The 21,223-nt window shown below is 69.6% G+C and carries 21 protein-coding genes and 1 tRNA gene; 12 read left to right on the top strand and 10 right to left on the bottom strand.

Annotated features, from left to right (window positions below; all coding sequences use genetic code 11):
* Positions 1-171: 171 nt before the first annotated feature.
* Positions 172-573: a hypothetical protein gene (locus tag AC1DXJ_RS01610; RefSeq protein WP_477623791.1), complete on the top strand. Its 402-nt coding sequence runs from the start codon at positions 172-174 to the stop codon at positions 571-573.
* A 116-nt stretch (positions 574-689) separates the two neighbouring features.
* Entirely contained in the window at positions 690-1,460 is a 771-nt protein-coding gene (locus AC1DXJ_RS01615) for a hypothetical protein (protein WP_477632141.1), read from the top strand.
* Positions 1,461-1,506: 46 nt separating this feature from the next.
* On the opposite strand, the gene AC1DXJ_RS01620 is transcribed toward AC1DXJ_RS01615, so the two are convergent.
* Positions 1,507-1,593, bottom strand: a tRNA-Leu gene (locus tag AC1DXJ_RS01620).
* 149 nt (positions 1,594-1,742) lie between these two features.
* Between AC1DXJ_RS01620 and AC1DXJ_RS01625 the strand changes: the two genes are divergently transcribed.
* A complete protein-coding gene (locus AC1DXJ_RS01625; RefSeq protein ID WP_477632142.1) occupies positions 1,743-3,074 on the top strand; it encodes a M20/M25/M40 family metallo-hydrolase in 1,332 nt (443 codons plus the stop codon).
* A 63-nt stretch (positions 3,075-3,137) separates the two neighbouring features.
* Positions 3,138-3,920, top strand: coding sequence for an RAD23 family protein (locus AC1DXJ_RS01630; RefSeq protein WP_477636217.1), 783 nt, complete (start codon positions 3,138-3,140; stop codon positions 3,918-3,920).
* A gap of 33 nt (positions 3,921-3,953) precedes the next feature.
* Here AC1DXJ_RS01630 and AC1DXJ_RS01635 read toward each other — a convergent pair whose 3' ends face one another.
* Positions 3,954-4,139 carry a DUF5703 family protein gene (locus tag AC1DXJ_RS01635; protein ID WP_477612896.1) on the bottom strand — a complete coding sequence of 62 codons (186 nt, stop codon included), beginning with the start codon at positions 4,137-4,139 and terminating at the stop codon, positions 3,954-3,956.
* Positions 4,140-4,178: 39 nt separating this feature from the next.
* On the opposite strand from AC1DXJ_RS01635, the gene AC1DXJ_RS01640 reads away from it, so the two are divergent.
* On the top strand, positions 4,179-4,520 hold the full coding sequence (locus AC1DXJ_RS01640; protein WP_477632144.1) for a hypothetical protein: 342 nt from the start codon (positions 4,179-4,181) through the stop codon (positions 4,518-4,520).
* A 4-nt stretch (positions 4,521-4,524) separates the two neighbouring features.
* Here the strand turns inward: AC1DXJ_RS01640 and AC1DXJ_RS01645 are convergent, their stop codons facing one another.
* Positions 4,525-5,463, bottom strand: a complete 939-nt coding sequence (locus tag AC1DXJ_RS01645; RefSeq protein ID WP_477632145.1) for an aldo/keto reductase — start codon at positions 5,461-5,463, stop codon at positions 4,525-4,527.
* Between the two features lie 64 nt (positions 5,464-5,527).
* Between AC1DXJ_RS01645 and AC1DXJ_RS01650 the strand changes: the two genes are divergently transcribed.
* Positions 5,528-6,586: an LLM class F420-dependent oxidoreductase gene (locus AC1DXJ_RS01650; protein WP_477632146.1), complete on the top strand. Its 1,059-nt coding sequence runs from the start codon at positions 5,528-5,530 to the stop codon at positions 6,584-6,586.
* Between the two features lie 61 nt (positions 6,587-6,647).
* Positions 6,648-7,505: an undecaprenyl-diphosphate phosphatase gene (locus AC1DXJ_RS01655; protein ID WP_477636218.1), complete on the top strand. Its 858-nt coding sequence runs from the start codon at positions 6,648-6,650 to the stop codon at positions 7,503-7,505.
* 47 nt (positions 7,506-7,552) lie between these two features.
* Here AC1DXJ_RS01655 and corA read toward each other — a convergent pair whose 3' ends face one another.
* Positions 7,553-8,533, bottom strand: coding sequence for a magnesium/cobalt transporter CorA (gene corA, locus AC1DXJ_RS01660; protein WP_477612901.1), 981 nt, complete (start codon positions 8,531-8,533; stop codon positions 7,553-7,555).
* A 58-nt stretch (positions 8,534-8,591) separates the two neighbouring features.
* Between corA and AC1DXJ_RS01665 the strand changes: the two genes are divergently transcribed.
* From AC1DXJ_RS01665 to mshC, 4 genes are read left to right on the top strand one after another with little or no spacing between them, the layout of a single operon-like run.
* Positions 8,592-9,290, top strand: coding sequence for an MSMEG_4193 family putative phosphomutase (locus tag AC1DXJ_RS01665; protein ID WP_477636219.1), 699 nt, complete (start codon positions 8,592-8,594; stop codon positions 9,288-9,290).
* Positions 9,291-9,299: 9 nt separating this feature from the next.
* Positions 9,300-9,839, top strand: coding sequence for a DUF3090 domain-containing protein (locus tag AC1DXJ_RS01670; protein ID WP_477612903.1), 540 nt, complete (start codon positions 9,300-9,302; stop codon positions 9,837-9,839).
* A 38-nt stretch (positions 9,840-9,877) separates the two neighbouring features.
* Positions 9,878-10,648 carry an SCO1664 family protein gene (locus AC1DXJ_RS01675; RefSeq protein ID WP_477632296.1) on the top strand — a complete coding sequence of 257 codons (771 nt, stop codon included), beginning with the start codon at positions 9,878-9,880 and terminating at the stop codon, positions 10,646-10,648.
* Between the two features lie 22 nt (positions 10,649-10,670).
* Positions 10,671-11,918: a cysteine--1-D-myo-inosityl 2-amino-2-deoxy-alpha-D-glucopyranoside ligase gene (gene mshC / locus AC1DXJ_RS01680; RefSeq protein ID WP_477636220.1), complete on the top strand. Its 1,248-nt coding sequence runs from the start codon at positions 10,671-10,673 to the stop codon at positions 11,916-11,918.
* Between the two features lie 39 nt (positions 11,919-11,957).
* Here mshC and AC1DXJ_RS01685 read toward each other — a convergent pair whose 3' ends face one another.
* Together AC1DXJ_RS01685 and AC1DXJ_RS01690 are read right to left on the bottom strand one after the other, a co-directional pair.
* Positions 11,958-12,641: an alpha/beta fold hydrolase gene (locus AC1DXJ_RS01685; RefSeq protein ID WP_477636221.1), complete on the bottom strand. Its 684-nt coding sequence runs from the start codon at positions 12,639-12,641 to the stop codon at positions 11,958-11,960.
* Between the two features lie 130 nt (positions 12,642-12,771).
* Positions 12,772-13,623 carry a PAC2 family protein gene (locus tag AC1DXJ_RS01690; RefSeq protein ID WP_477636222.1) on the bottom strand — a complete coding sequence of 284 codons (852 nt, stop codon included), beginning with the start codon at positions 13,621-13,623 and terminating at the stop codon, positions 12,772-12,774.
* Between the two features lie 126 nt (positions 13,624-13,749).
* On the opposite strand from AC1DXJ_RS01690, the gene AC1DXJ_RS01695 reads away from it, so the two are divergent.
* Positions 13,750-14,475, top strand: a complete 726-nt coding sequence (locus tag AC1DXJ_RS01695) for an HAD family hydrolase (RefSeq protein WP_477636223.1) — start codon at positions 13,750-13,752, stop codon at positions 14,473-14,475.
* 15 nt (positions 14,476-14,490) lie between these two features.
* On the opposite strand, the gene AC1DXJ_RS01700 is transcribed toward AC1DXJ_RS01695, so the two are convergent.
* The 4 genes from AC1DXJ_RS01700 to metH all read right to left on the bottom strand — a co-directional run bounded on the left by AC1DXJ_RS01700 (position 14,491) and on the right by metH (position 21,219).
* Positions 14,491-15,336, bottom strand: a complete 846-nt coding sequence (locus AC1DXJ_RS01700) for a RecB family exonuclease (protein WP_477623781.1) — start codon at positions 15,334-15,336, stop codon at positions 14,491-14,493.
* A 117-nt stretch (positions 15,337-15,453) separates the two neighbouring features.
* Entirely contained in the window at positions 15,454-16,380 is a 927-nt protein-coding gene (locus AC1DXJ_RS01705) for a hypothetical protein (protein ID WP_477636224.1), read from the bottom strand.
* Entirely contained in the window at positions 16,377-16,928 is a 552-nt protein-coding gene (locus AC1DXJ_RS01710; protein ID WP_477636225.1) for a SigE family RNA polymerase sigma factor, read from the bottom strand. Before AC1DXJ_RS01710 ends, AC1DXJ_RS01705 begins: the two co-directional genes overlap by 4 nt.
* Before the next feature lie 493 nt (positions 16,929-17,421).
* Positions 17,422-21,219 (bottom strand): methionine synthase, encoded by a 3,798-nt coding sequence (gene metH, locus AC1DXJ_RS01715; protein ID WP_477636226.1) that lies wholly within the window; start codon positions 21,217-21,219, stop codon positions 17,422-17,424.
* Between the last annotated feature and the right edge of the window lie 4 nt (positions 21,220-21,223).

Raw genomic sequence — 21,223 nt, forward strand, 5'->3', positions numbered from 1 at the left:
GGGGGCCGCGCCGCTACCAGCCTTGCGCGCCTTCAACCCCATGCAAACGTCTTTACCAAACCTTTAATGAGTTGTTCTGCTGTTTACCGAACGCAGCCCAAATCATCATGGTTTCCTCTTCACATCCAGAAGGAAGAAACCCTTCCAATTCGGCTCACGCGGGGAGCGTCCATGGCAAATGAACTCGGCATCGTCATCGAAGAGCGGCTGCGCGAGAAGGGGTGGTCCGTCTCGCAGTTCACGTTCGAGAGCGGACTGAGCCCGGAGGTCGTCGTCAACCTGGTCGGCCCGGAGCAGCTGTCCGCCATGCCCGACGAGTCGACGCTCTCGCGGCTGTCGAAAGCCCTTGACCTGCCCTACCGTCAGCTGGTGGTGGCGGCCGGGATCGCGTGTGGGCTGCCGAAGAACCAGGAGGGTGAGCCCACGTTCGTCCTTCGCTTCGTGTCGAACCAGGAGCTGGTCAACGAGCTGCGTCGCCGGCTCGTGCGGGGTCGGAACACCGGCGATGCCCGGCAGCGACGACTGACGCACCTCGCGCTGATGCAGACCGCCCTGGTGAGCGAGGCGAGCTGACCCCGGTGGACGCACAGCGCGCATCCACACCCGCTTGACCGGTACATTCGGGGACAAACCCCGTGAAACGGCGGTAGGCGAAACCGTTCCTGGGCCCCCCGGAGGAAGGGTGACGCGTGCTCGCACTGGACACAGCGTGGCTTCGGACGCGGATCCAGCTCGAACGCGAGGTGGTGACCCGCGAGTCACTCGCGGGAGCGCTGGAACACCGGCTGCACGGCCCTGAAGTCGACCATGGGGAACTTCGACGGGGATGCGACTATGCCGCCGAGGTCGGGCTTGCCGCGGTCCTGTGTCGTCCCGAGCACCTGGCCACCGCGGCCCGCCGACTCACTGGGAGCGGAACAGCGCCCGTGACGGCTCTTGCCTTCCATGACAGGCCGTCGCAATTCCATGACCCGGTCGACCTCGCTGCCGAAGCCATGGAACTGGTGTCGCTCGGCGCCTCAGAGGTCGCCTTGGTCGTCGCACCCGGGCGTGGGAACGACTGCCTGCACCTGATTGCCGAGCAGGTCGACGCGGTCGTCGAGGCCGTGACGCCGCAGGCCGGCAAGGTGCGCGTGCTGATCGACACGACGGACGCCTCCAAGGACCAGCTGACCGCGTGCACGGCGCTACTCGGCGCGGCGGGGGCGGTGCTCGTCCAAGGGGGGTCGTTCCGCGGCGACCGCGCGACCTTCTCCCAGATCGAGGCCATGCGTCACACGCTTCCCGCCGCGGTCCTGCTGAAGTGGACACAGCCGCTGAGGTCGGTCGAGATGATGCTCGTCTGCATGGCCTTGGGCGTCAACCGGTTCAACGGCGACGTCCCGGCCCTCTTGGCAGAGGCCAAGCGGAGCACGCAGCGTGCACCGCTCATGCTCCCGATCTACGGCGTGGACTTCTGACGCGAAGGACGACCCCGACGATGAAGCGTGTCGGGGTCGTTCCATGTGGTGTCCGGAGGGGGACTTGAACCCCCACGCCCGTTAAGGGCACTAGCACCTCAAGCTAGCGCGTCTGCCATTCCGCCACCCGGACAAGGTGCTGAGCAGGCCCCTTGGGGAGCGCCTGCTGCGACCCGGAACGATAGCACGCAGCACACCGCATCTCCCAAACGGCCCAGCCCCCAACGGATCCCGTGGAACGAGCGGCCGCGCTGCATACCCAACGCCCTTAGTCTGGACGGCATGAGCGAGGTCACCGAGTCCGCCACCACTCCCGTCGACGAGGTCGTGCGGCTGTGCCGTGACCTGATCCGGATCGACAGCACCAACTACGGCGACGGCTCCGGACCCGGCGAGCGCGAGGCCGCCGAGTACGTCGTGGCCCAGCTCCGCGAGGTCGGCCTCGAACCCACCGTCATCGAGAGCGACCCCGGACGCACCAGCGTCGTGGTCCGGATCGAGGGCGAGGACCGCGACCGCCCGGCCCTGTGCATCCACGGTCACCTGGACGTCGTACCCGCCAACGCCGCCGACTGGCAGGTCGACCCGCTCGCGGCCGAGCTGAGGGACGGCTGCATCTGGGGCCGCGGCGCTGTTGACATGAAGGACATGGACGCCATGATCCTGGCCAACATCCGCGACCTGGCCCGCCGCGGTGCCAAGCCCCCGCGGGACATCGTGTTCGCCTTCTTCGCCGACGAGGAGGCCGGAGGTGTCAAGGGGAGCCACTACGTGGTCGACCACCACCCGGAGCTCTTCGAGGGCGTGTCGGAAGCGGTCTCGGAGGTCGGTGGCTACAGCGTCACGGTGCCGACCGCCGGAGGCGAAACCCGGGCCTACCTGGTCCAGACCGCCGAAAAGGGCATCCTGTGGCTTCGCCTCACCGCCCGCGGACGGGCCGGTCATGGTTCGGTGCCCAACGACGAGAACGCCGTGGTGCGCCTGGCCGAAGCCATCACCCGCATCAACGAGCACAAGTGGCCACGGGAGTACATCGCCTCGGTGCGCGAGCTCCTGGACGGCCTTTCCGCCGTCACCGGCACGTCCTACTCCGACGAGGACCTCGACGACCTGCTCGACCACCTGGGGGGTGCGCAGGGATTCGTGAGGGGGACGCTGCAGGACACCGCCAACTTCACCATGGCCGAGGCGGGGTACAAGCACAACGTCATCCCGCAGAGCGCCTGCGCCTCGCTCGACTGCCGGTTCCTCCCGGGCCACGACGACGACCTCCTCGACACCATCCGGGAACTCGCGGGTGAGCACGTGGAGGTCGAGGTCGTGCACCGTGACATCGCGCTCGACGCCCCCTTCGAAGGGCCGCTCGTCGAGGCGATGAAGGCGGCCCTGCTCGCCGAGGACCCCGGTGCCGAGGTGCTGCCCTACTGCCTGTCCGGGGGGACCGACAACAAGGCGCTGAGCACCCTCGGCATCACGGGGTACGGGTTCGCCCCTCTCCAGCTGCCGGCTGACCTCGACTTCGCGCCCATGTTCCACGGCATCGACGAGCGGGTGCCGGTCTCGGCCCTCGAGTTCGGGACCAAGGTGCTCCAGCGCTTCATCGCCACCTGCTGACCGCGCACAAATCCCTGCTGCAGCCGTATCCCCGCGGTCCGGCCCGTCGTTGAGCAGTCCGTAGTGGACACACGCGAAGGGCGGACGGTCATGGGGACTGGTCAACGGATCAGTGGCGTTGCTCGGCTCGGCGCGGTCCTGGCCCTCGCGGGAGGGGTGGTTCTCCTCGGTGAGGGTGGCGCCCATGCTGCCCCCCAGGTGGTGCCTGACCCCGTTGGCGCGGTGGTCGGCACCGCGACCAGCCTCGTGCCGGCGCCGCCACCGTCCGGCCCGACCACGCCGGTGACCCAGGTCGTCGGCGCCGTCAAGGGTGCCGTGGAGAGTCCTTCGGGGAAGGGGTCCGGCAGCGCTCCACAGCGGAGCACCCCGGCTCGCACCGCGCCGGGGACGAGCGCGTCCGCGCGCGTCGTCGCAGCACCCGCTGCGGACGGTGACACCGTCGTGGGCGCGGACCTCACCGTGCGGGACCTGCTGGGGGCGTGCGTACGGCTGACCCGCGCCGGTGTGCCGGCCCGCACCACGATCGTCGTGCTCGACCGCAACCTCCTCGACGAGCTCAGGTCTGTGGGGCTGCCCGTGGAACGCTTGCTCGTGCCCTGCCCGGCCGGAGCGTCAGTCGGCACCTCCCAGGGATCCACCGGCGGCACCACCAGCGCGGCCGCCACGTCAGCCAACCCGACGGGGAGCGCAGCGAGGGTCGGGGCCTCGGGGTTGCTCGCGTTCACGGGCGCCGACCTCGCACCCACCGTGCTGCTGGCCAGCGGCTTGATCGCCCTCGGGATCGCCTTTCTCCGCAAGGCCCACGGGCTCGTCGACTACGGGGCAGCGGGCACGAACAACGCCTGACCGGAGGTCTGCACCGACTCCCGCCATCCCTCGTCAGATGGGGCGCGGCGCCCGGATGATCTTGCGGCGCAACCAGGTCCGTTGCAGACCACCGAGGTAGATCCGGGTGCGGTGCAGCTCCCAGTGGCCGTACTCGGCGTGCTCGGTCAGCGTCCGGCGAATGTCGGATCGCGAATCTGTTCGGGTGAAACTCACCACGCGGTACTCGTACTCAACCATCGTCCGCCATTTTGCCGTAGAACCCGATACCGTCGAGCCATGACCGCAGACCCGCGTGGCGCGCTGGCCAACCTCATGACCGCCTTCGAGCGGCACCTCGAGGCATCGGCATCCAAGCGGGGCGAGGAAGACCCAACGGTCATCGCAGCCTACGACGACCTGGCCGACGCGTTCGCGACCTACGACGACGCCCTCCTGCAGGCGTACGGCGAGATGACGCCGCTCGACATCTATGACGGCGACGACGACGACGAAGATGCCGAAGATGCCGAAGACGACGAGGACGACGACGACGACGAGGAGCTTGACGACCATCCCGACGAGGACGGCGACGGCGGTGTCTACTCAGGACTGGACGACGCGGACTACGACGAGTCCTGACGCCTCAGGCTGAGATCTCGTCCAACGCGGCCACCAGCTCGTCGGGGAGCTCGAGGGACTCGCTGGCGAGCGAGGTGCGCAGCTGTGCCGTGGTCCGGGCGCCGACAACGGGGCTGACCACGCCCGGCCGGTCTCGCACCCAGGCCAGGGCGACCTCGGCCAGGCTGACCTCCAGCCCCTTGGCGGCGATGGCGAGCGCCTCGACGATCCCGGTGCTGCGGTCATCGAGGTAGCGGGCCGTGAACCGGGGGAAGTCCCGCGAGGCTGCTCTGGAGTCTGCGGGCACCCCGTTGCGGTACTTGCCGGTCAGCACGCCCCGGCCCAGCGGCGACCATGGCAGCAGCCCGAACCCCAGCGCCTGTGCGGCGGCCAGCAGGTCGGGCTCGGGGCTGCGGTTGGCAAGGGAGTACTCGATCTCGTTGGCCACCAAGGGGACTCGCGCCTGCTCGAGCAGCGACATCGCCCTGGCCGCCTGCCAGCCACTGAAGTTCGACACACCGACATAGCGCGCACGCCCGGTGTTGACGGCCCATTCCAGCGCCGACAACGTCTCGGTCAGTGGCGCCTCGTCCGACCAGGTGTGGACCAGCCAGAGGTCCACATGGTCGGTCCCGAGCCGTTCGAGTGAGGTGTCCAACTGGCTGAGCAGGCTGTGCCGTGAGGTGTCCACGACGCGGTTGCCGGAGCGGCGGGAGATGCCGGACTTGGTGCAGATGACCAGGTCCTCCCGCTGGACGTCGTCGTCGATGAGGCGGCCGATGATCTCCTCGGAGGCGCCGTCGGAGTAGCCGTGTGCGGTGTCGACGAGGTTCCCCCCGGCATCGAGGAATGTGCGCAGCTGCTCGCGTGCGCCTTCCTCGTCCGTGGTCCGGCCCCACGTCATCGTCCCGAGGGCAAGGCGGGACACCGACAGTCCGGAGGTGCCCATTCGTCGCTGGCGCATGGTCCCGTACGGTAGTCGGCCGCCGCCCGGCTGACGCGGCGCACTCGCCGCTAACCTCGCACCCATGGAACTCGGTGTGAACCTCGGCTACTTCGGCATGGGCGTGGACCAGGACAACGTGGCGGTCGCGCAGGAGGCCGATCGGCTCGGGTATGCCGTGGCGTGGGCTGCCGAGGCGTACGGCTCGGACGTCCCCACGGTGTTGTCGTGGATCGGCGCCCTCACCGAGCGGATCGACCTCGGTGCGGCAGTGATGCAGATCCCGGCGCGGACGCCGGCCATGACGGCGATGACCGCGGCCACGCTCGACACCCTGTCCAAGGGCCGCTTCCGCCTGGGCCTGGGCGTCAGTGGTCCCCAGGTCAGCGAAGGGTGGCACGGTGTCCCGTTCGCGGCGCCCCTCGGGCGCACGCGAGAGTACGTCGACATCGTGCGGATGGCCCTGCGACGGGAGAGCCTGGCGTATGCCGGGAAGCACTTCACGCTCCCGGTGGCCGACGGCCCCGGCAAGGCCCTCAAGCTGACGATCCACCCGCCGCGTCCAGATCTCCCGATCTACCTCGCGGCTGTGGGGCCCAAGAACCTGGAGCTCGCAGGGGAGGTGGCCGACGGGTGGCACGCGATCTTCTTCAGCCCCGAGCACTCCGGCGACCTGGTGCAGTCCGTGGTCACTGGCCGCAGGCGTGCCGGCCGGGGGACCGACGACAACCCCCTCGAGGGTTTCGACATCGCTCCGTCGGTGCCCGTCGTGATCGCCGACGACGTCGAGGCCGCCGCAGACGCGATCCGTCCCTACGCGGCCCTCTACATCGGTGGGATGGGTTCGCGGGAGCAGAACTTCTACAACCAGCTGGCGGTGCGGATGGGGTTCGAGGAGGCGGCGGCGCGGGTGCAGGACCTCTTCCTGGCCAGGCAGCACCGTGATGCCGCAGCCGCAGTTCCCTTCGAGTTCATCGACGCCACGGCTCTCATCGGTCCCCGCGACCGCATCCGGGACCGCCTGGCGCGCTATGCCGACGCCGGGGTCGGCACGCTGTCGATCGCACCCTTTGCCGGGGGGCTCGAGGACCGGCTGCATGTCGTGCGAACGATGGCGGAGCTGATGGGGGAGACTGGCCCGTGACCTCGGCGCCGCACCGCTTCCTCCTCAGGCCTGACCGCCTCACTACCCCGAAAGCAGACCGTTGACCCTGAGCTATCTCGACGCCCTCATCCTCGGCATCGTGGAGGGGCTGACCGAGTTCCTCCCGGTCTCCTCCACCGGACACCTGACGATCACCGAGAAGCTGCTCGGCCTGACGGTCGACGACCCGGGGGTGACCGCCTACACCGCGGTGATCCAGCTCGGGGCGATCGTCGCCACGCTGCTCTACTTCGGCAAGGACATCGTCCGGTTGCTCGTGGCGTGGGTGTCCGGCCTGGTGAGCGCTCCGGCCCGGGCCCACCACGACTACCAGCTGGCCTGGGCCGTGATCGTCGGGTCCATCCCCGTGGGCATCGTCGGCTTCGCGGCCAAGGACCTGATCAGCGGCGGCCTGCGCAGCCTGTGGGTGGTCGCGGTGGCCCTCCTTGCCTGGAGTGCCGTGATGTGGCTCGCCGAGACCCGCCACACGATGCTCACCCGCCAGGGGGTCGAGCGCGGCGAGGGGCAGGTCACCCTCGTCGACGGCGTCGTCATCGGCCTCGTGCAGTGCGCTTCCCTGGTCCCGGGTGTGTCCCGCTCCGGCGCGACCATCTCCGCCGGGTTGTTCCGCGGGCTGGACCGGCTGACGGCCACGCGGCTGTCGTTCTTCATGGCGATCCCGGCCCTGACGGCTGCGGGCATCTTCGAGCTGCTCAGCGAGACCGACCACCTCAAGCTGCTCGGCATCGGCCCGATCATCCTCGGCGTCGTGGTCTCCTTCGTCGTGGCCTACGCCTCGATCGCGTGGTTGCTGAAGTTCGTCAGCAGCAACAAGATCACGGCCTTCGTCTGGTACCGCGTCGCCCTGGGCCTCGTGCTCCTCGTCGTCCTCGCCGCTGGGTGGATGACCGCCACCTGAGGCATGAGGGCGTCGTGGTCAAGGCCCCGTCAGCGCCACCGGTGGGGTCAGAGCCAGCCCGACTTGCGGAACGCGCGGTACAGGCCCACGCAGGCCGACGCCATGACGACCAGCACGAGGTAGTAGCCGTACTGCCACCGGAGTTCGGGCATGTTGTCGAAGTTCATGCCGTAGACGCCCGCGATCATCGTGGGCACGGCCGCGATCGCGACCCAGGCCGAGATCTTCCGCATGTCGCTGTTCTGCTGGACGCTGATCTGCGCGAGGTGGGCGTTGAGGATGTCGGTGAGCAGCCGGTCGTAGGACTCGACGTGGTCGATCACGCGCAGGAGGTGGTCCGCGACGTCACGGAACAGCAGCCTGACCTCCTTGTGGGGCAACGGTGACCGCGACCCGTCGTGGAGCATCCGCAGCGGCGCGGCCAGGGGGACCGCCGCGCGACGGAACTCCAGCACCTCACGCTTGAGCTGGTAGATCGTCGTCGAGCTCGCGGACCTGGACCCCGAGAAGACGGCGGCCTCGATCTCTTCGAGGTCCTTCTGCAGCTCGGCGTCGATGGAGACGTAGTTGTCGATGATGCTGTCCATCACCGCGTGGACCACCGCGATCTCTCCGTGGCGCAGCGTCTCGGTGTTGGCCTCGAGCCCCTGCCGCACCCCCGCCAGCGGGTTCGCCTCGCCCCTCCGGACGGTCACCACGAACCTGTCGCCGACGAAGAGCATCACCTCGCCGGTCTCGATGTCGGAGGTCTCCTCGATGTAGCGCAACGTCTTCATCACCACGAAGATCGTGTTGTCGTAGAGCTCCACCTTGGGTCGCTGGTTGCCCTTGACCGCGTCCTCCACGGCCAGCGGGTGCAGCTTGAGCTCGTCGTTGACGAGGTCGAACTCCGCGTCCGTGGGGTTCTTGAGCCCGATCCAGAGGAAGGCGTGGGGGTCGTCCCCACCGCGTAGCTCCTCCAGCGCGTCGCTGAGGTCGCCGCACGGCAGCCGTTGGCCCTGGCGGTAGATGGCTTGGTCGACGATCACGGCCCTACTTCACCACGTCGCGGACGAGCGAGCGAGCAGCGCGCCGTAGAGTGCGCAGGTGCCCACCGTCCTGCTGGTCCGTCACGGCCACTCCAGCGCCAACGGTGAGGGCATCCTCGCCGGCCGGCTGCCCGGCATCCACCTCACCGACCGGGGTCGCGAGCAGGCCGGCCTCCTCGCGGAACGGKTCCGCGGGCTGCCCGTCGCGCGGGTGGTGAGCAGTCCGCTCGAACGCTGTCTCGAGACTGCGGCACCCATCGCCGCGGCGGTGGGCGTCGAGGTCACCGTCGACGACGACCTCCAGGAGTGCGGTTACGGCGCGTGGACAGGCCGCCCGCTCGGTGAGCTGGCCAAGGAGGCGTTGTGGAAAGCCGTCCAGGACGCCCCGGAGACGGCCCGGTTCCCGGACGACGACCGGTATGCCGGCGAGAGCCTTCGCGCCATGAGTGACCGCGTCGTGGCGGCCGTCAGGCGCCACGACCGGGAGGTCGGCGAGGCGTCGGGAGGCTCCATGCTGTGGGTCGCCGTGACCCACGGTGACCTCCTCAAGGCGGTCCTGGCCGACGCGACCGGGTCCGGTCTGGCCCAGTTCCAGAGCTACACCGCAGACCCCGCCTCGGTCTCGGCGGTGCGGTACGGCGGTCGACACACGTTCCTGCTGACGGCCAACGACCTGAGCCCCGACCTAACCCGGTTCCAGCCGACACCCGATGCGCCGGTCGCGGGCGACGCAACCGTCGGCGGGGGAGCCGGTTAGAGTTTCGCCATGGGGCTCGTCGAGTTTGATCCACCGGACCGGTTCGTCGCCGGCACCGTCGGCCCGCCGGGGCAGCGCACCTTCTTCCTCCAGGCCAGCGAGGGACGTCGACTGACCAGCGTCTCGCTGGAGAAGCAGCAGGTGTCGGTTCTCGCCGACCGCATCAACGACCTGCTCGACAGCTATGCAGCGGGGGAGGGTGGCGACCACGCCGCGGCCGAGGTCGTCGACAACGCACCGCTCGACACCCCGATCGAGGACGAGTTCCGTGTCACTGCGCTGAGCCTGGCCTGGGACGACACCCGGCACGTCGTGGTGATCGAGTGCCTCGACCGAGACCCCGACGACCCCGAGGCCGCCGTCGACCCGGAGGTCCTCACCGAGGAACCTCGACAGGTGCGGGTGGTGCTCTCCCCGTCGAGGGCTCGGGCGTTCGCGCGCCGGGCCCAGTCGGTCGTGTCCGCCGGCCGCCCGCCCTGCCCGTTCTGCGGTGGCCCGCTCGAACCAGAGGGGCACATCTGCCCCCGCGCGAACGGCTACAAGCGCTGACCCAGCCGGCAGGCGGCGCACGGGTCACCCTCGACCTCCTGGCGCGCGCAGACCTAGTGGTGCTCGGGGCGTTGGCCGACGCCTCCAACCTCGCCCTGCTCGTGCGACTCGGCGACGACGAGGGACCGCTGGCCATCTACAAGCCGATCGAGGGCGAGCGACCTCTCTGGGACTTCCCTGACGGGTCGCTGGCGGCCCGCGAGGTGGCTGCCCACCTGGTCAGCGCCGAGGGTGGGTGGGACGTGGTGCCCGAGACCGTCCTGCGCGACGGGCCCCGTGGTCCCGGATCGGTGCAGCGGTGGGTCGGCGACCCGCAGACCCAGCCGGAGTACGTCGTCGACGTCGTGGCGCCCGACGCCGTTCCGAAGGGATGGCTGGCTGTGCTCCGCGGACAGGACGAGCGCGGCCGGCCGGTCGTGGTCGTGCACGAGGACAGCGCGGATGTCCGGGGAGTCGCGGCCTTCGACGCGGTGATCAACAACTCCGACCGCAAGGGTTCGCACCTCGTCCGTGAGGGCGAGCGCCTGCGCGGGTTCGACCACGGCGTGAGCCTGCACCAGGACGACAAGCTGCGGACCGTGCTCTGGGGCTTCGCTGGTCAGCCGCTGTCCTCAGCCGACCTGTCCCGGATCACGACCGTGCGCGACGCCCTGGGTGACGCGACGTCGTCGCTGCACCGCGGCCTGTCAGGACTGCTGACCACGGCCGAGCTCTCCGCCCTGGAGGCCCGCTGCGCGGCGCTGCTCGCCGAGGCGGCATACCCGCTGCCCACCGGCGAGTGGCCGGCCATCCCCTGGCCGCCGGTGTGAAGGGCCCCCGTAGGCTTCCGCTGTGATCTCCTGGCCCACGCCCTTCCTCCCCGCAGTGCCCGGCACCGGCCACCCCGTGCAGGTCTTCGACTCCGCGACCGGCGCGGTCCGCGCGATCACCCCAGGGCCGACCGCGCGGATGTACGTCTGCGGGATCACGCCCTACGACGCCACCCACATGGGGCACGCCGCCACATACGTCACGTTCGACATCCTCGGTCGCGCACTGCGTGACGCGGGGCACGACGTCGAGTACGTCCAGAACATCACCGACGTCGACGACCCGCTTCTCGAGCGAGCCGCGCGCGACGGGATCAAGTGGGAAGACCTTGCCGCGCTGGAGATCTCGCTCTTCCGCGAGGACATGACCGCGCTGGCGGTCATTCCTCCGGACCACTACGTGGGTGTCGTCGAGAGCATCGAACCCGTGGGAGCCGCCGTCCGCGCACTGCTCGAGCGGGGTGCTGCCTACCCGGTCGACACCCCGGAGTCCGACGGAGACGACCTGTACCTCGACATCTCGGCGGACGCCGGCTTCGGCGCGGTGTCCAACTGGAACCGCGAGGAGATGCTCGCGGTCTTTGCCGACCGTGGCGGCGACCCCGATCGGGTCGGCAAGCGCGACGAGCTCGACCCGCTTCTGTGGCGGGCCGCTCGCGAGGGTGAACCGTCCTGGACGGTCGAGGGTCTGCCCGACGGTCGGCCCGGCTGGCACGTCGAGTGCACCGCGATCGCACTGGAGCACCTGGGCATGGCCTTCGACATCCAGGGCGGAGGGACGGACCTCATCTTCCCCCACCACGAGATGAGCGCGACCCAGGCCGTGGTGCTGACCGACCAGCGGCCCTTCGCACGGACCTACACCCACCAGGCGATGGTGGGTCTGGACGGCCAGAAGATGAGCAAGTCCAAGGGCAACCTCGTGCTCGTCTCCAAGCTGCGCGCCGACGGCGTCGACCCGATGGCCATCCGTCTGGCGCTGCTTGCCCAGCACTACCGCACGGAGTGGTCGTGGACCGACTCCGTGCTGGAGGCGGCCCAGGAGCGGCTGGAGACCTGGCGCGCCGCACTCTCGGTCAACACGGCACGTGACTCCACGGATGCCGTCGAGGCGATCCGCGCGCGGGTGGCCGAGGACCTCGACACCCCGGGCGCACTGGCTGCCGTTGACGCGTGGGCCCGGCAGACCCTGACCCGCGGCGGCACGAGCAGCTCCGCGGCGGGGGTGCTCTCCCGCGCCCTCGACGCCATCCTCGGAGTCAGGGTCTGAGGATGGTCAGTCCCGACTGAGCCCCTCGGTCACCCCCCGTCAGGCGGTCGCGGCGTCCGAGAGGAGCTGGGCGAGGGCCCTCGGCTTGGTGACCATGGGCCAGTGGCCCGAGTCGATGTCGACCAGGTCGAGGTGCCTTGCCTTGGCGAGCTCAGGAAGCTCACCGTCGTCGATCCACGCCTGGGCCTGCGCAGGGTCGAACTCGGGGCACACCAGCACGACCGGGACGTCGAACCGCCGCTCGTCGGTGAGGTGGACCACCCCCTTGGTCACCCCCTCGGGGACCGCGATGGCCGCAGCCTCGAAGGCTCGCCTGGCCTCCTCGTCGAGGTCGGCCGAGTCCGCTCCCTCGAACGGCCCCCAGCCGGGGAACGGCATGACGCCATCCGTGGTCTCGAAGAAGTCCGCGTAGGCCTCTCCGTCTGCGGACGGGAAGCCGCCGATCAGGGCAACCCGGGCCACCTTGTCAGGCCGGGCATCGGCCGCTAGCCACGCGAGGGTGCAGGCGGCGGAGTGCCCCACGACCATGGGAGGGTGGGCGGCAAGGTCCACCGCGCTGAGCACCGCCGCGACCTGGTCGTCCAGCGAGGCCTCCGTTGCGCCGTCACCTTGACCGGGGAGGGTGATCGGTACGGGGCGGTGGCCGAGGGCCTCGAGCTCCGGCACGACGGCGTCCCAGGCGGATCCGTCGAGCCACAGTCCGGCGATCAGCAGGATGTCCATGGTCAGGCCCCTTTCCAGCGCGGGCTCGGTGCCCGACGGTGAGGCCTGCAGGCTAGGTCCGGTTCCGGACGATGTGCGTCCGGTTCAGCGAGCGACGGGTGCCTCGGCCAGAGTCGGCTGGTCGTCCGGCTCAGCCCGGCCCCTCCTGGCCGCGGCGACGCAGGTAGCGCTCGAACTCGCGCGCGATCGCATCACCGCTCGCCTCGGGCAGGTCCGCGGTGTCCTGGGCCTCCTCGAGGGACTGGACGTACTCGGCGACCTCCTCGTCGGTGTCGGCGAGCTCGTTGATGCCGCGCTCCCACGCCTTGGCGCCCTCGGCCAGGTCACCGTGGGGGATGGTCGCGTCGAGCAGCTCCTCGAGCCGCGAGATCAGCGCGAGGGTGGCCTTCGGCGAGGGAGAGTGGCCGGCGTAGTGCGGCACCGCGGCCCAGCAGGACAGCGACTGCATCCCCGACTGCGTGGCGGCGTCGGCCAGCACCCCGACGATGCCCGTCGGCCCCTCGTAGCGGCTCGGCTCGAGGTCGAAACGGTGGATCACGTCGTCGTCGTCGGAGGTCGCGGTCACCGGGATCGGGCGGGTGTGGGCCACGTCGGCCATGAGCGCGCCGAGCGTGAACACCGTGCTCGCGCCCACCTCCTGGGCGAACTCCATGAGCTCGATGGTGAAGGCCCGCCAGCGGAAGGAGGGTTCGATGCCCTGGATCAGGATCACGTCGCGGTCCAGCCCCGCCGAGCGGGCGACGAGGATCCGGGTGGTCCGCCAGTGGATCCGGCGCCGGCCGTCCTCGAGCACCACGCGGGGCCGGTTGACCTGGAAGTCGTAGTACTCCTCCGGGTCGAGTGCTGCGATGGCCTCGGCGTCCCACACGTCGACGAGGTGGTCGACGGCTGCGGTCGCCGCCTCTCCTGCGTCGTTCCAGCCCTCGAAGGCGGCAATCACGACGGGGTTGTTGAGCTCGGAGACGTCTTCGAGTTCTATCACCACCGCTCCTTCCTCTGCTGCCGATGCGCGGTCCAGGTCCAGCCTACGGTCCGTGGTCCGGAGCCCTCTGCACGGCTGCGTATAGTCGGGCGCGCCGCCATCCCCGCACCACGAAGGCCACCCGCAATGCCGCCTCCCGAGTCCGATCAGTCCGAGGACCCGTCGCCTCGCGTGGGCGGTCTCCCGTCCGCGGTCTTCTGGGACATGGACGGCACCCTCGTCGACACGGAGCCCTACTGGATCAACGCCGAACACGCGATCGTCGAGGAGGCCGGCGGGATCTGGAACGACGAGTACGCGCACCAGCTCGTCGGCAACGACCTCATGGTGTCGGCGGAGTTCATCCGGGACAACAGCCCTGTCTCGCTCGAACCGGTCGAGATCATCGAGGAGCTGCTCAGGCGGGTCATCGCCCAGGTCACCGAGCACGTGCCCTGGCGCCCGGGTGCGGTCGAGCTGCTGACATCCCTGGGCGAGGCCGGCGTGCCGAACGCCCTCGTGACCATGTCCTGGCGGTCGCTGGCCGACGCAGTTGTGGAGGCACTGCCACCGGGCACCTTCACCGCGGTCATCACCGGTGACGAGGTGGAGCACGGCAAACCCCACCCCGAGCCCTACCTGGCTGCGGCTCGGGCCCTCGGGGTCGAGGTCACCGACTGCGTGGCGATCGAGGACTCGCCCACCGGGGTCCGGTCTGCCGTGGCCGCCGGTGTCCCGACCCTCGCGGTGCCGCACGTCGTGCCGGTGCCCGTGATCGTTGGTGCGGTCCAGGCGCCCAGCCTGCGTGGGCTGACGCCCTGGGACCTTCGGACCCTGTTCGTCGGTGCGCGAAGTAACGAGGCTCGCGGATAGCCCAGCGCACGGGGCTCACTCGTCGATCGGGGTCACCTGGCCGGAGACGGCGGGGTTCAGCGCGATCTGGGCGGCATTCTCGGGCAACGGCGGGGGAGTGCCACCCCAGGCGGGGCAGAACTCGCGGTAGTCGCACCAGTCGCACAGCCGTGAGGTCTTGGGCCGCCAGTCGCCGGTGGTGGCGGCGTGCTCGATGGCCGTCCACACAGCCTTGAGGTTGCGCTCGAGGCTGAGCAGGTCGTGCTCGTCGGGGGCGTAGCGGACCACCTCCCCGTTGCCGAGGTAGACCAGCTGGAGCAGGCGCGGGATCTCGCCGCGCAGCCGCCACAGGACCAGGGCGTAGAACTTCATCTGGAACAGCGCCTTGCCCTCGAAGAGCTCGCTCGGCGACCGGCCGGTCTTGTAGTCCACGACCCGCATCGCGCCGTCCGGGGCAACGTCGAGACGGTCGACGTAGCCACGCAGGACGAGGCCGTCCACGTCGGTCTCGACGTAGAGCTCGCGCTCGGCGGGCTCCAGCCGGGTCGGGTCCTCCAACGTGAACCAGGTCTCGATCAGCGCCTGCGCGTCACCGAACCAGCCCGCCTCGGTGAGCTTGTCGTCCGACAGGATCATCTCGGCCAGCTCGGGTTCCTGCTCGACGAGTGCCTCCCACTGCGGACCGAGCAGGGCCTGGGCGGCGGCCGGCGTGCGCTCCTCGGCGGGCAGGTCGAACAACCGCTCCAGGACGGCGTGCACGAGCGTGCCCCGTGCCGCTGCCGGGCTCGGCGGGGACGGCAGCTTGTCGATCGTGCGGAACCGGTAGAGCAGCGGACACTGCTTGAAGTCCGATGCTCGGCTCGGTGAGAGGGCTGGAACCATGGACCACACGGTATGCCGCGCCGCTGACAGCGGTGCCGCGGCGCACCGGCGGTGCCCGGCGGCATACCGCTCGATGCCGGTGCCGCTCGTCCGGCGCGGTGCCGTGACGGGTGGGGGTCAGCGGGTGCTCACTAGGACCCAGACGGCCTGGACGGCGGCCCGGGCACAGGTGGGGGTCACACCGCCCTTGGCCTCGACGCTCTGGGCCGCGACCACCATCACATCCCGCAGGACAGTACGAGGGCGTCCGGGGCTGGCGCACCCGGCGGTGGGGGACTGCGAGCTGGTCAGGGTGACGGTGCCGTCCGACGAGACCGTCACGGTGCCGGAGTCGCGCGGGTTCCTGGCCAGGTTGCCCCGGTCGTCCAGCGCGTAGGTGGCTCGGCTGCCGTCGATCGCGAGGAGCATGCCGGTGCCCGGCATGATCCACACGCCACCCACCTGCGCGACGCGACGGACGGGTGTGGCACCCGTCATCGAGAACATCGGGATCTCCGTCCCCCCGGGGCTTGCCGGCGACAGTCGCACCAGCGACACAGGGGGTGCGGTGTTCCCGCAGAACTCCAAGGCGTCTCCCGTGAGCTGCCTGCTCTGGCGGTACCCCGTCAGGAGGAAGGAGAAGTCGCATCCAGTGGCGTCGCGCACCCCGAGCTTGTTCCCCTTGAGGGTGTAGTGGAAGGGGGTCTCCAGGGTGTCCGCGTTGTTGCTGTAGCCACCCGTCCCGTCCGCGTAGAAGGTCCAGAGCCCGAGACCGGTCCAGACGCCGACCATCTCCTCGGGCGAGATGACCGACGGGGTTGCGGCGGGCACGGGAGGTGGCTGGCGGTCCGTGCCGCGTTCGGCCCAGTAGGCGGTCGCCCCGCCCAGCACGAGGACCGCGGCCGCGCAGGCCGCTGCCAGGCGCTGTCCGCGCCGGCGGCGCGACGCGCGGGCCGAGCGGTCCGTGAAGTCCGTGAACGCCGCGGCGACGTCCGGCGCCTCGAGCACGACCTCGTCCGCGAGGCTCGCGAGTGCGCGTTCGAGATCTCGATCCTGCAGCGTCATCTGCCGGCTCCCATCACTGCCTGGAGGGCGGCTCGCGCCCGGTGGGTGTGCTGTTTGACGCTGCCCACACTGATGTCCAGCTCGGCCGAGGTCTCGGCCTCGCTGAGTCCCAGCAGGAACCGGCAGACGATGACTTCGCGCTGACGGAGCGGGAGCGCCCGGATGGCCCTGCCCAGGCGGTGCGTCTCGTCGAGCAGGACGGCAGTGTCCTCCGAGCTGGGCACCAGCTCCGGCGATCCGAGCTCGCTCACCGCCCTCCGACCCCGGATGAGCCACCGCTGCCTGGATCGGCACTGGTTGAACACCACGGACCGGACATAGGGCAGCAGCGCGCCGCGGTCTCGCAGGGTGCCCCAGTGCAGGTGCAGGGAGACGAACGCCTCTTGTGCGACGTCCTCGGCGGCGCTGCGGTCGCCGAGCAGGCAGTAGGCGAGGCGCACCATGCTGCCGAACTGCTCGCGGAACAACGCCTCGACCACGGCGTCCTTGTCGTGGGATGCGGGCGCCTCGAAGGCGAGCACGACCGCTGACTCCTCGCCACCGTTCACTCCGGCCTCCCGGCACCAGTCTCCTGCGGTGTAGTCGTCGCAGCGCGCTGGAGGTTGACACGGATGTCGGTGAATTTCGAAAACGCTGGAAAACGGCGGGAGTCGGCATCGGGTTCGGCGGGGCCAGAGACCGTCAAAGAATTCCGCGGCGCCGGCGTCAACCTTTGGTCGGCATCGACGACTACCCCACATGCAACCAAAAACTATGCAGCAGAGGCACATTCGTCGCCTGGCGCCCACCGCAGCAGCTGTTGCCGCTGCGCTCATTCTCTGCGTTTCCTCGACCGCCACTGCGCGGCAAGACCCAGGGCCACGGCCCCATGCCACCACGGTGTTCTGGGACTCCACCCCGTTCCGGTGTCCGGTGGAACGTGTTGGGTCCCAGATCGTCCGCTGCGACAACCTCTCGGGCGCCGGCGTCTCAGCCCCGCTCGGCATTCCCCAGCAGCACTGACTGTCGCCTGTGGCCGTGGGACTGGGGCCTGGTGGCCGGTCAGTCCTCCGGCAGGTAGCCGAGGTTGGGAGAGAGCCAGCGCTCTGCCTCGGCGAGGGTCCAGCCCTTGCGCTTGGCGTAGTCCTCGACCTGGTCCCGGCCCAGCCGACCCACGACGAAGTACTGCGACTGCGGGTGCGAGAAGTACCAGCCCGACACCGACGCGCCCGGCCACATCGCCATCGACTCGGTGAGCTCCATGCCGGTGTTCTGCTCGACCTGGAGCAGGTCCCAGAGCAGGGCCTTCTCGGTGTGGTCGGGGCAGGCCGGGTAGCCGGGAGCCGGGCGGATGCCGACGTACTTCTCGGCGATCAGGTCCTGGTTCTTCAGGTGCTCGTCGGGTGCGTAGCCCCAGAAGTCGTGACGAACGCGCTCATGCATGCGCTCCGCGAAGGCCTCGGCCAGGCGGTCGGCCAGGGCTTCGAGCAGGATGGCGTTGTAGTCGTCCATCGCAGCCTTGAACTCGTTGACCTTGTCGTGCGAGCCGAGTCCGGCGGTGACGGCGAACGCCCCGACGTGGTCGGACCTGCCGGTGTCCCGCGGCGCCACGAAGTCGGACATGGCGCGGTTGGGGATGCCCTCACGGTGCTGCCCCTGCTGGCGCAGGGTGTGCAGCGTCGTGGCCACCGTCTCTCGGGACTCGTCGGTGTAGACCTCGATGTCGTCACCGACCGAGTTCGCGGGGAACAGTCCGATGACACCGTTGGCCCGCAGCCACTTCTGGTCGATGATCTGGTCGAGCATCTTCTGCGCGTCCTGGTAGAGCCTGGTCGCGGCCTCGCCCGTCGCCGGGTTGTTGAGGATGTCCGGGAACCGGCCCTTCATCTCCCACGCCAGGAAGAACGGTCCCCAGTCGATGTAGTCGCGCAGCTCGGCGATGGGGTAGTCCTTGAAGGTCCGCACGAACTGGGTGACGGTGCGGTTGCGCGTGCCGGACTGGCGGCGCAGCAGCTCCTTCTCCTGGGCCGCGACGAGGTGCGGCACCGGCGGCCGGTAGCTGCTCCAGTCGACCGGGGTGGCCTGTTCCCGGGCCTTCTCGATGGACACGAGCGGCCGCTCGGTCGTCTTGGCCGCGTGGCGGGCGCGCAGCGAGTCGAAGTCCGCCTTCACCTCGGCCATCAGCTTGGGGCGCAGCTCGTCGGACAGCAGCTGCGCGACGACGGGCACCGAGCGGGAGGCGTCCTTCACCCAGACCACGGGGCCGTGGTACTTCTGGTCGACCTTCACGGCCGTGTGCGCCCGTGACGTGGTGGCGCCGCCGATGAGCAGCGGCAGGTCGAACCCCTGGCGCTCCATCTCCGTGGCGAAGTTGACCATCTCGTCGAGGCTCGGGGTGATCAGGCCGGACAGCCCGATGACGTCGGCCTTCTCGGCCTTGGCAGCATCGAGGATCTTCTGCGCCGGCACCATGACGCCGAGGTCGACGACGTCGTAGTTGTTGCACTGCAGGACCACGCCGACGATGTTCTTGCCGATGTCGTGGACGTCGCCCTTGACAGTGGCCATGACGACCTTGCCCTTGGCCCTGTTCTCGGCCACCTCGGCCTCGGTCTTCTCGGCCTCGATGAACGGGATGAGGTAGGCCACGGCCTTCTTCATGACCCGGGCCGACTTCACGACCTGCGGCAGGAACATCTTGCCGGCCCCGAACAGGTCGCCGACGACGTTCATCCCGTCCATGAGGGGGCCCTCGATGACCTCGATCGGACGACCGCCGCGGGCCGAGATCTCCTGGCGAAGCTCCTCGGTGTCGGTCTCGGCGTGCTCGTCGATCCCCTTGACGAGGGCGTAGGTGATGCGTTCGCCGACGGGCAGGGAACGCCACTCCTCGGCGATCGCCTCCTGCTTGGTGTCGCCGGTGTTGAAACGGTCGGCGATCTCGAGCAGCCGCTCGGTGGAGTCGGGCCGCCGGTTGAGGACGACGTCCTCGATGCGTTCGCGCAGCTCGGGGTCGACCTGGTCGTAGACCACGAGCGCACCGGCGTTGACGATTCCCATGTCCATGCCCGCCTGGATGGCGTGGTAGAGGAACACGGCGTGGATCGCCTCGCGCACGGCGTTGTTGCCGCGGAACGAGAAGGACACGTTGGAGACGCCGCCCGAGACCAGCGCCCCGGGCAGGTTCTCCTTGATCCAGCGGGTCGCGTCGATGAAATCCGTGCCGTATGCCGCGTGCTCCTCGATGCCCGTCGCCACGGCGAAGATGTTGGGGTCGAAGATGATGTCCTCGGCGGGGAAACCGACCTCGGTCGTGAGGATGTCGTAGGCCCGCTTGCAGATCTCCTTGCGGCGCTGCAGGGAGTCCGCCTGGCCGTCCTCGTCGAAGGCCATCACGACGATGGCGGCGCCGTACTTGCGGCACAGCCGGGCGTGCTCGATGAAGGGCTCGACGCCTTCCTTCATCGAGATGGAGTTGACGATCGACTTGCCCTGGACGCACTTGAGCCCGGCCTCGATGACCTCCCACTTGGAGGAGTCGACCATCAGGGGCACCCGCGAGATGTCGGGCTCGGTCGCGACGAGCTTGACGAAGCGGTCCATCGCGGCGACGCCGTCGATCATGCCCTCGTCCATGTTGATGTCGATGACCTGCGCGCCGGACTCGACCTGCTGTCGCGCCACGTTGAGCGCCGTGCCGTAGTCCTCGGCCTGGATCAGCTTGCGGAACCGCGCCGACCCGGTGATGTTGGTCCGCTCCCCGACGTTGACGAACAACGACTCCTCGGTGACCGTCAGGGGCTCGAGCCCGGACAGGCGCAGGGCGGGGGCGATCTCGCTGGGCACGCGCGGCGACTGGTCGCTGGCCGCCTTCGCGATGGCGGCGATGTGGTCGGGGGTCGTCCCGCAGCAGCCACCCAGGAGGTTGACCAACCCGGACTGCGCGAACTCGCCGACCACCGACGCCATCGCATCAGGGGTCTCGTCGTACTCGCCGAAGGCGTTGGGCAGCCCGGCGTTGGGGTAGCACGAGACGAAGGTGTCGGCGACGCGCGCCAGCTCCGCGGCATACGGGCGCATCTCGGCGGCGCCCAGGGCGCAGTTGAGCCCGACCGCGAGGGGACGGGCGTGGCGGACCGAGTTCCAGAAGGCCTCGGTGACCTGACCCGAGAGGGTGCGGCCGGAGGCGTCGGTGATGGTGCCGGAGATGATGACCGGCCAGCGACGGTCGTGCTCCTCGAACAGCGTCTCGAGGGCGAAGATGGCGGCCTTGGCGTTGAGGGTGTCGAAGATCGTCTCGACGATCAGCAGGTCGGAACCACCGTCGACCAGCCCGCGGGCCTGTTCGAGGTAGGCCGCGACCAGCTCGTCGAAGGTGACGTTGCGCTTGCCCGGGTCGTTGACGTCGGGGGAGATGGACGCGGTGCGGTTCGTCGGGCCGAGCGCCCCGAGCACCCAGCGCGGCTGGTCCGGCGTCCTGGCAGTCATGTCGTCGCACGCCTGGCGCGCGAGGCGCGCGGCGGCGAGGTTGATCTCGTAGCCGAGGTCCTCCATGCCGTAGTCGGCGAGGGAGATCCGCTGCGCGTTGAAGGTGTTGGTCTCGATGAGGTCGGCACCAGCTTCGAGGTATGCCGTGTGGATGCCGCGGATGATCTCCGGCTGGGTCAGGCTCAGCAGGTCGTTGTTGCCCTTGAGGTCGCTGTCCCAGTCGGCGAAACGCTCGCCGCGGTAGTCGGCCTCGCCGAGCCCCTCGCGCTGGATCATCGTCCCCATCGCGCCGTCCATGACGAGGATGCGCTCGGTGAGCGCGGTCGTCAGCTGGTCGGTGGCATCGGGCCGAAGTGTGGGGGAGTCAGGCACCGCA

It is taken from the genome of Pedococcus sp. P2_D9, assembly GCF_056404275.1.

What these genes read in the sequence shown, in the direction of transcription:
- AC1DXJ_RS01645 (WP_477632145.1), bottom strand. Translation starts at nt 5,463, where the DNA reads ATGCGCCAGCGACGAATGGGCACCTCCGGACTGTCGGTGTCCCGCCTT.
- AC1DXJ_RS01635 (WP_477612896.1), bottom strand. Translation starts at nt 4,139, where the DNA reads ATGGTTGAGTACGAGTACCGCGTGGTGAGTTTCACCCGAACAGATTCG.
- AC1DXJ_RS01685 (WP_477636221.1), bottom strand. Translation starts at nt 12,641, where the DNA reads ATGGACATCCTGCTGATCGCCGGACTGTGGCTCGACGGATCCGCCTGG.
- AC1DXJ_RS01695 (WP_477636223.1), top strand. Translation starts at nt 13,750, where the DNA reads ATGCCGCCTCCCGAGTCCGATCAGTCCGAGGACCCGTCGCCTCGCGTG.
- AC1DXJ_RS01700 (WP_477623781.1), bottom strand. Translation starts at nt 15,336, where the DNA reads ATGGTTCCAGCCCTCTCACCGAGCCGAGCATCGGACTTCAAGCAGTGT.
- AC1DXJ_RS01625 (WP_477632142.1), top strand. Translation starts at nt 1,743, where the DNA reads ATGAGCGAGGTCACCGAGTCCGCCACCACTCCCGTCGACGAGGTCGTG.
- AC1DXJ_RS01610 (WP_477623791.1), top strand. Translation starts at nt 172, where the DNA reads ATGGCAAATGAACTCGGCATCGTCATCGAAGAGCGGCTGCGCGAGAAG.
- AC1DXJ_RS01650 (WP_477632146.1), top strand. Translation starts at nt 5,528, where the DNA reads ATGGAACTCGGTGTGAACCTCGGCTACTTCGGCATGGGCGTGGACCAG.
- AC1DXJ_RS01705 (WP_477636224.1), bottom strand. Translation starts at nt 16,380, where the DNA reads ATGACGCTGCAGGATCGAGATCTCGAACGCGCACTCGCGAGCCTCGCG.
- AC1DXJ_RS01670 (WP_477612903.1), top strand. Translation starts at nt 9,300, where the DNA reads ATGGGGCTCGTCGAGTTTGATCCACCGGACCGGTTCGTCGCCGGCACC.
- AC1DXJ_RS01640 (WP_477632144.1), top strand. Translation starts at nt 4,179, where the DNA reads ATGACCGCAGACCCGCGTGGCGCGCTGGCCAACCTCATGACCGCCTTC.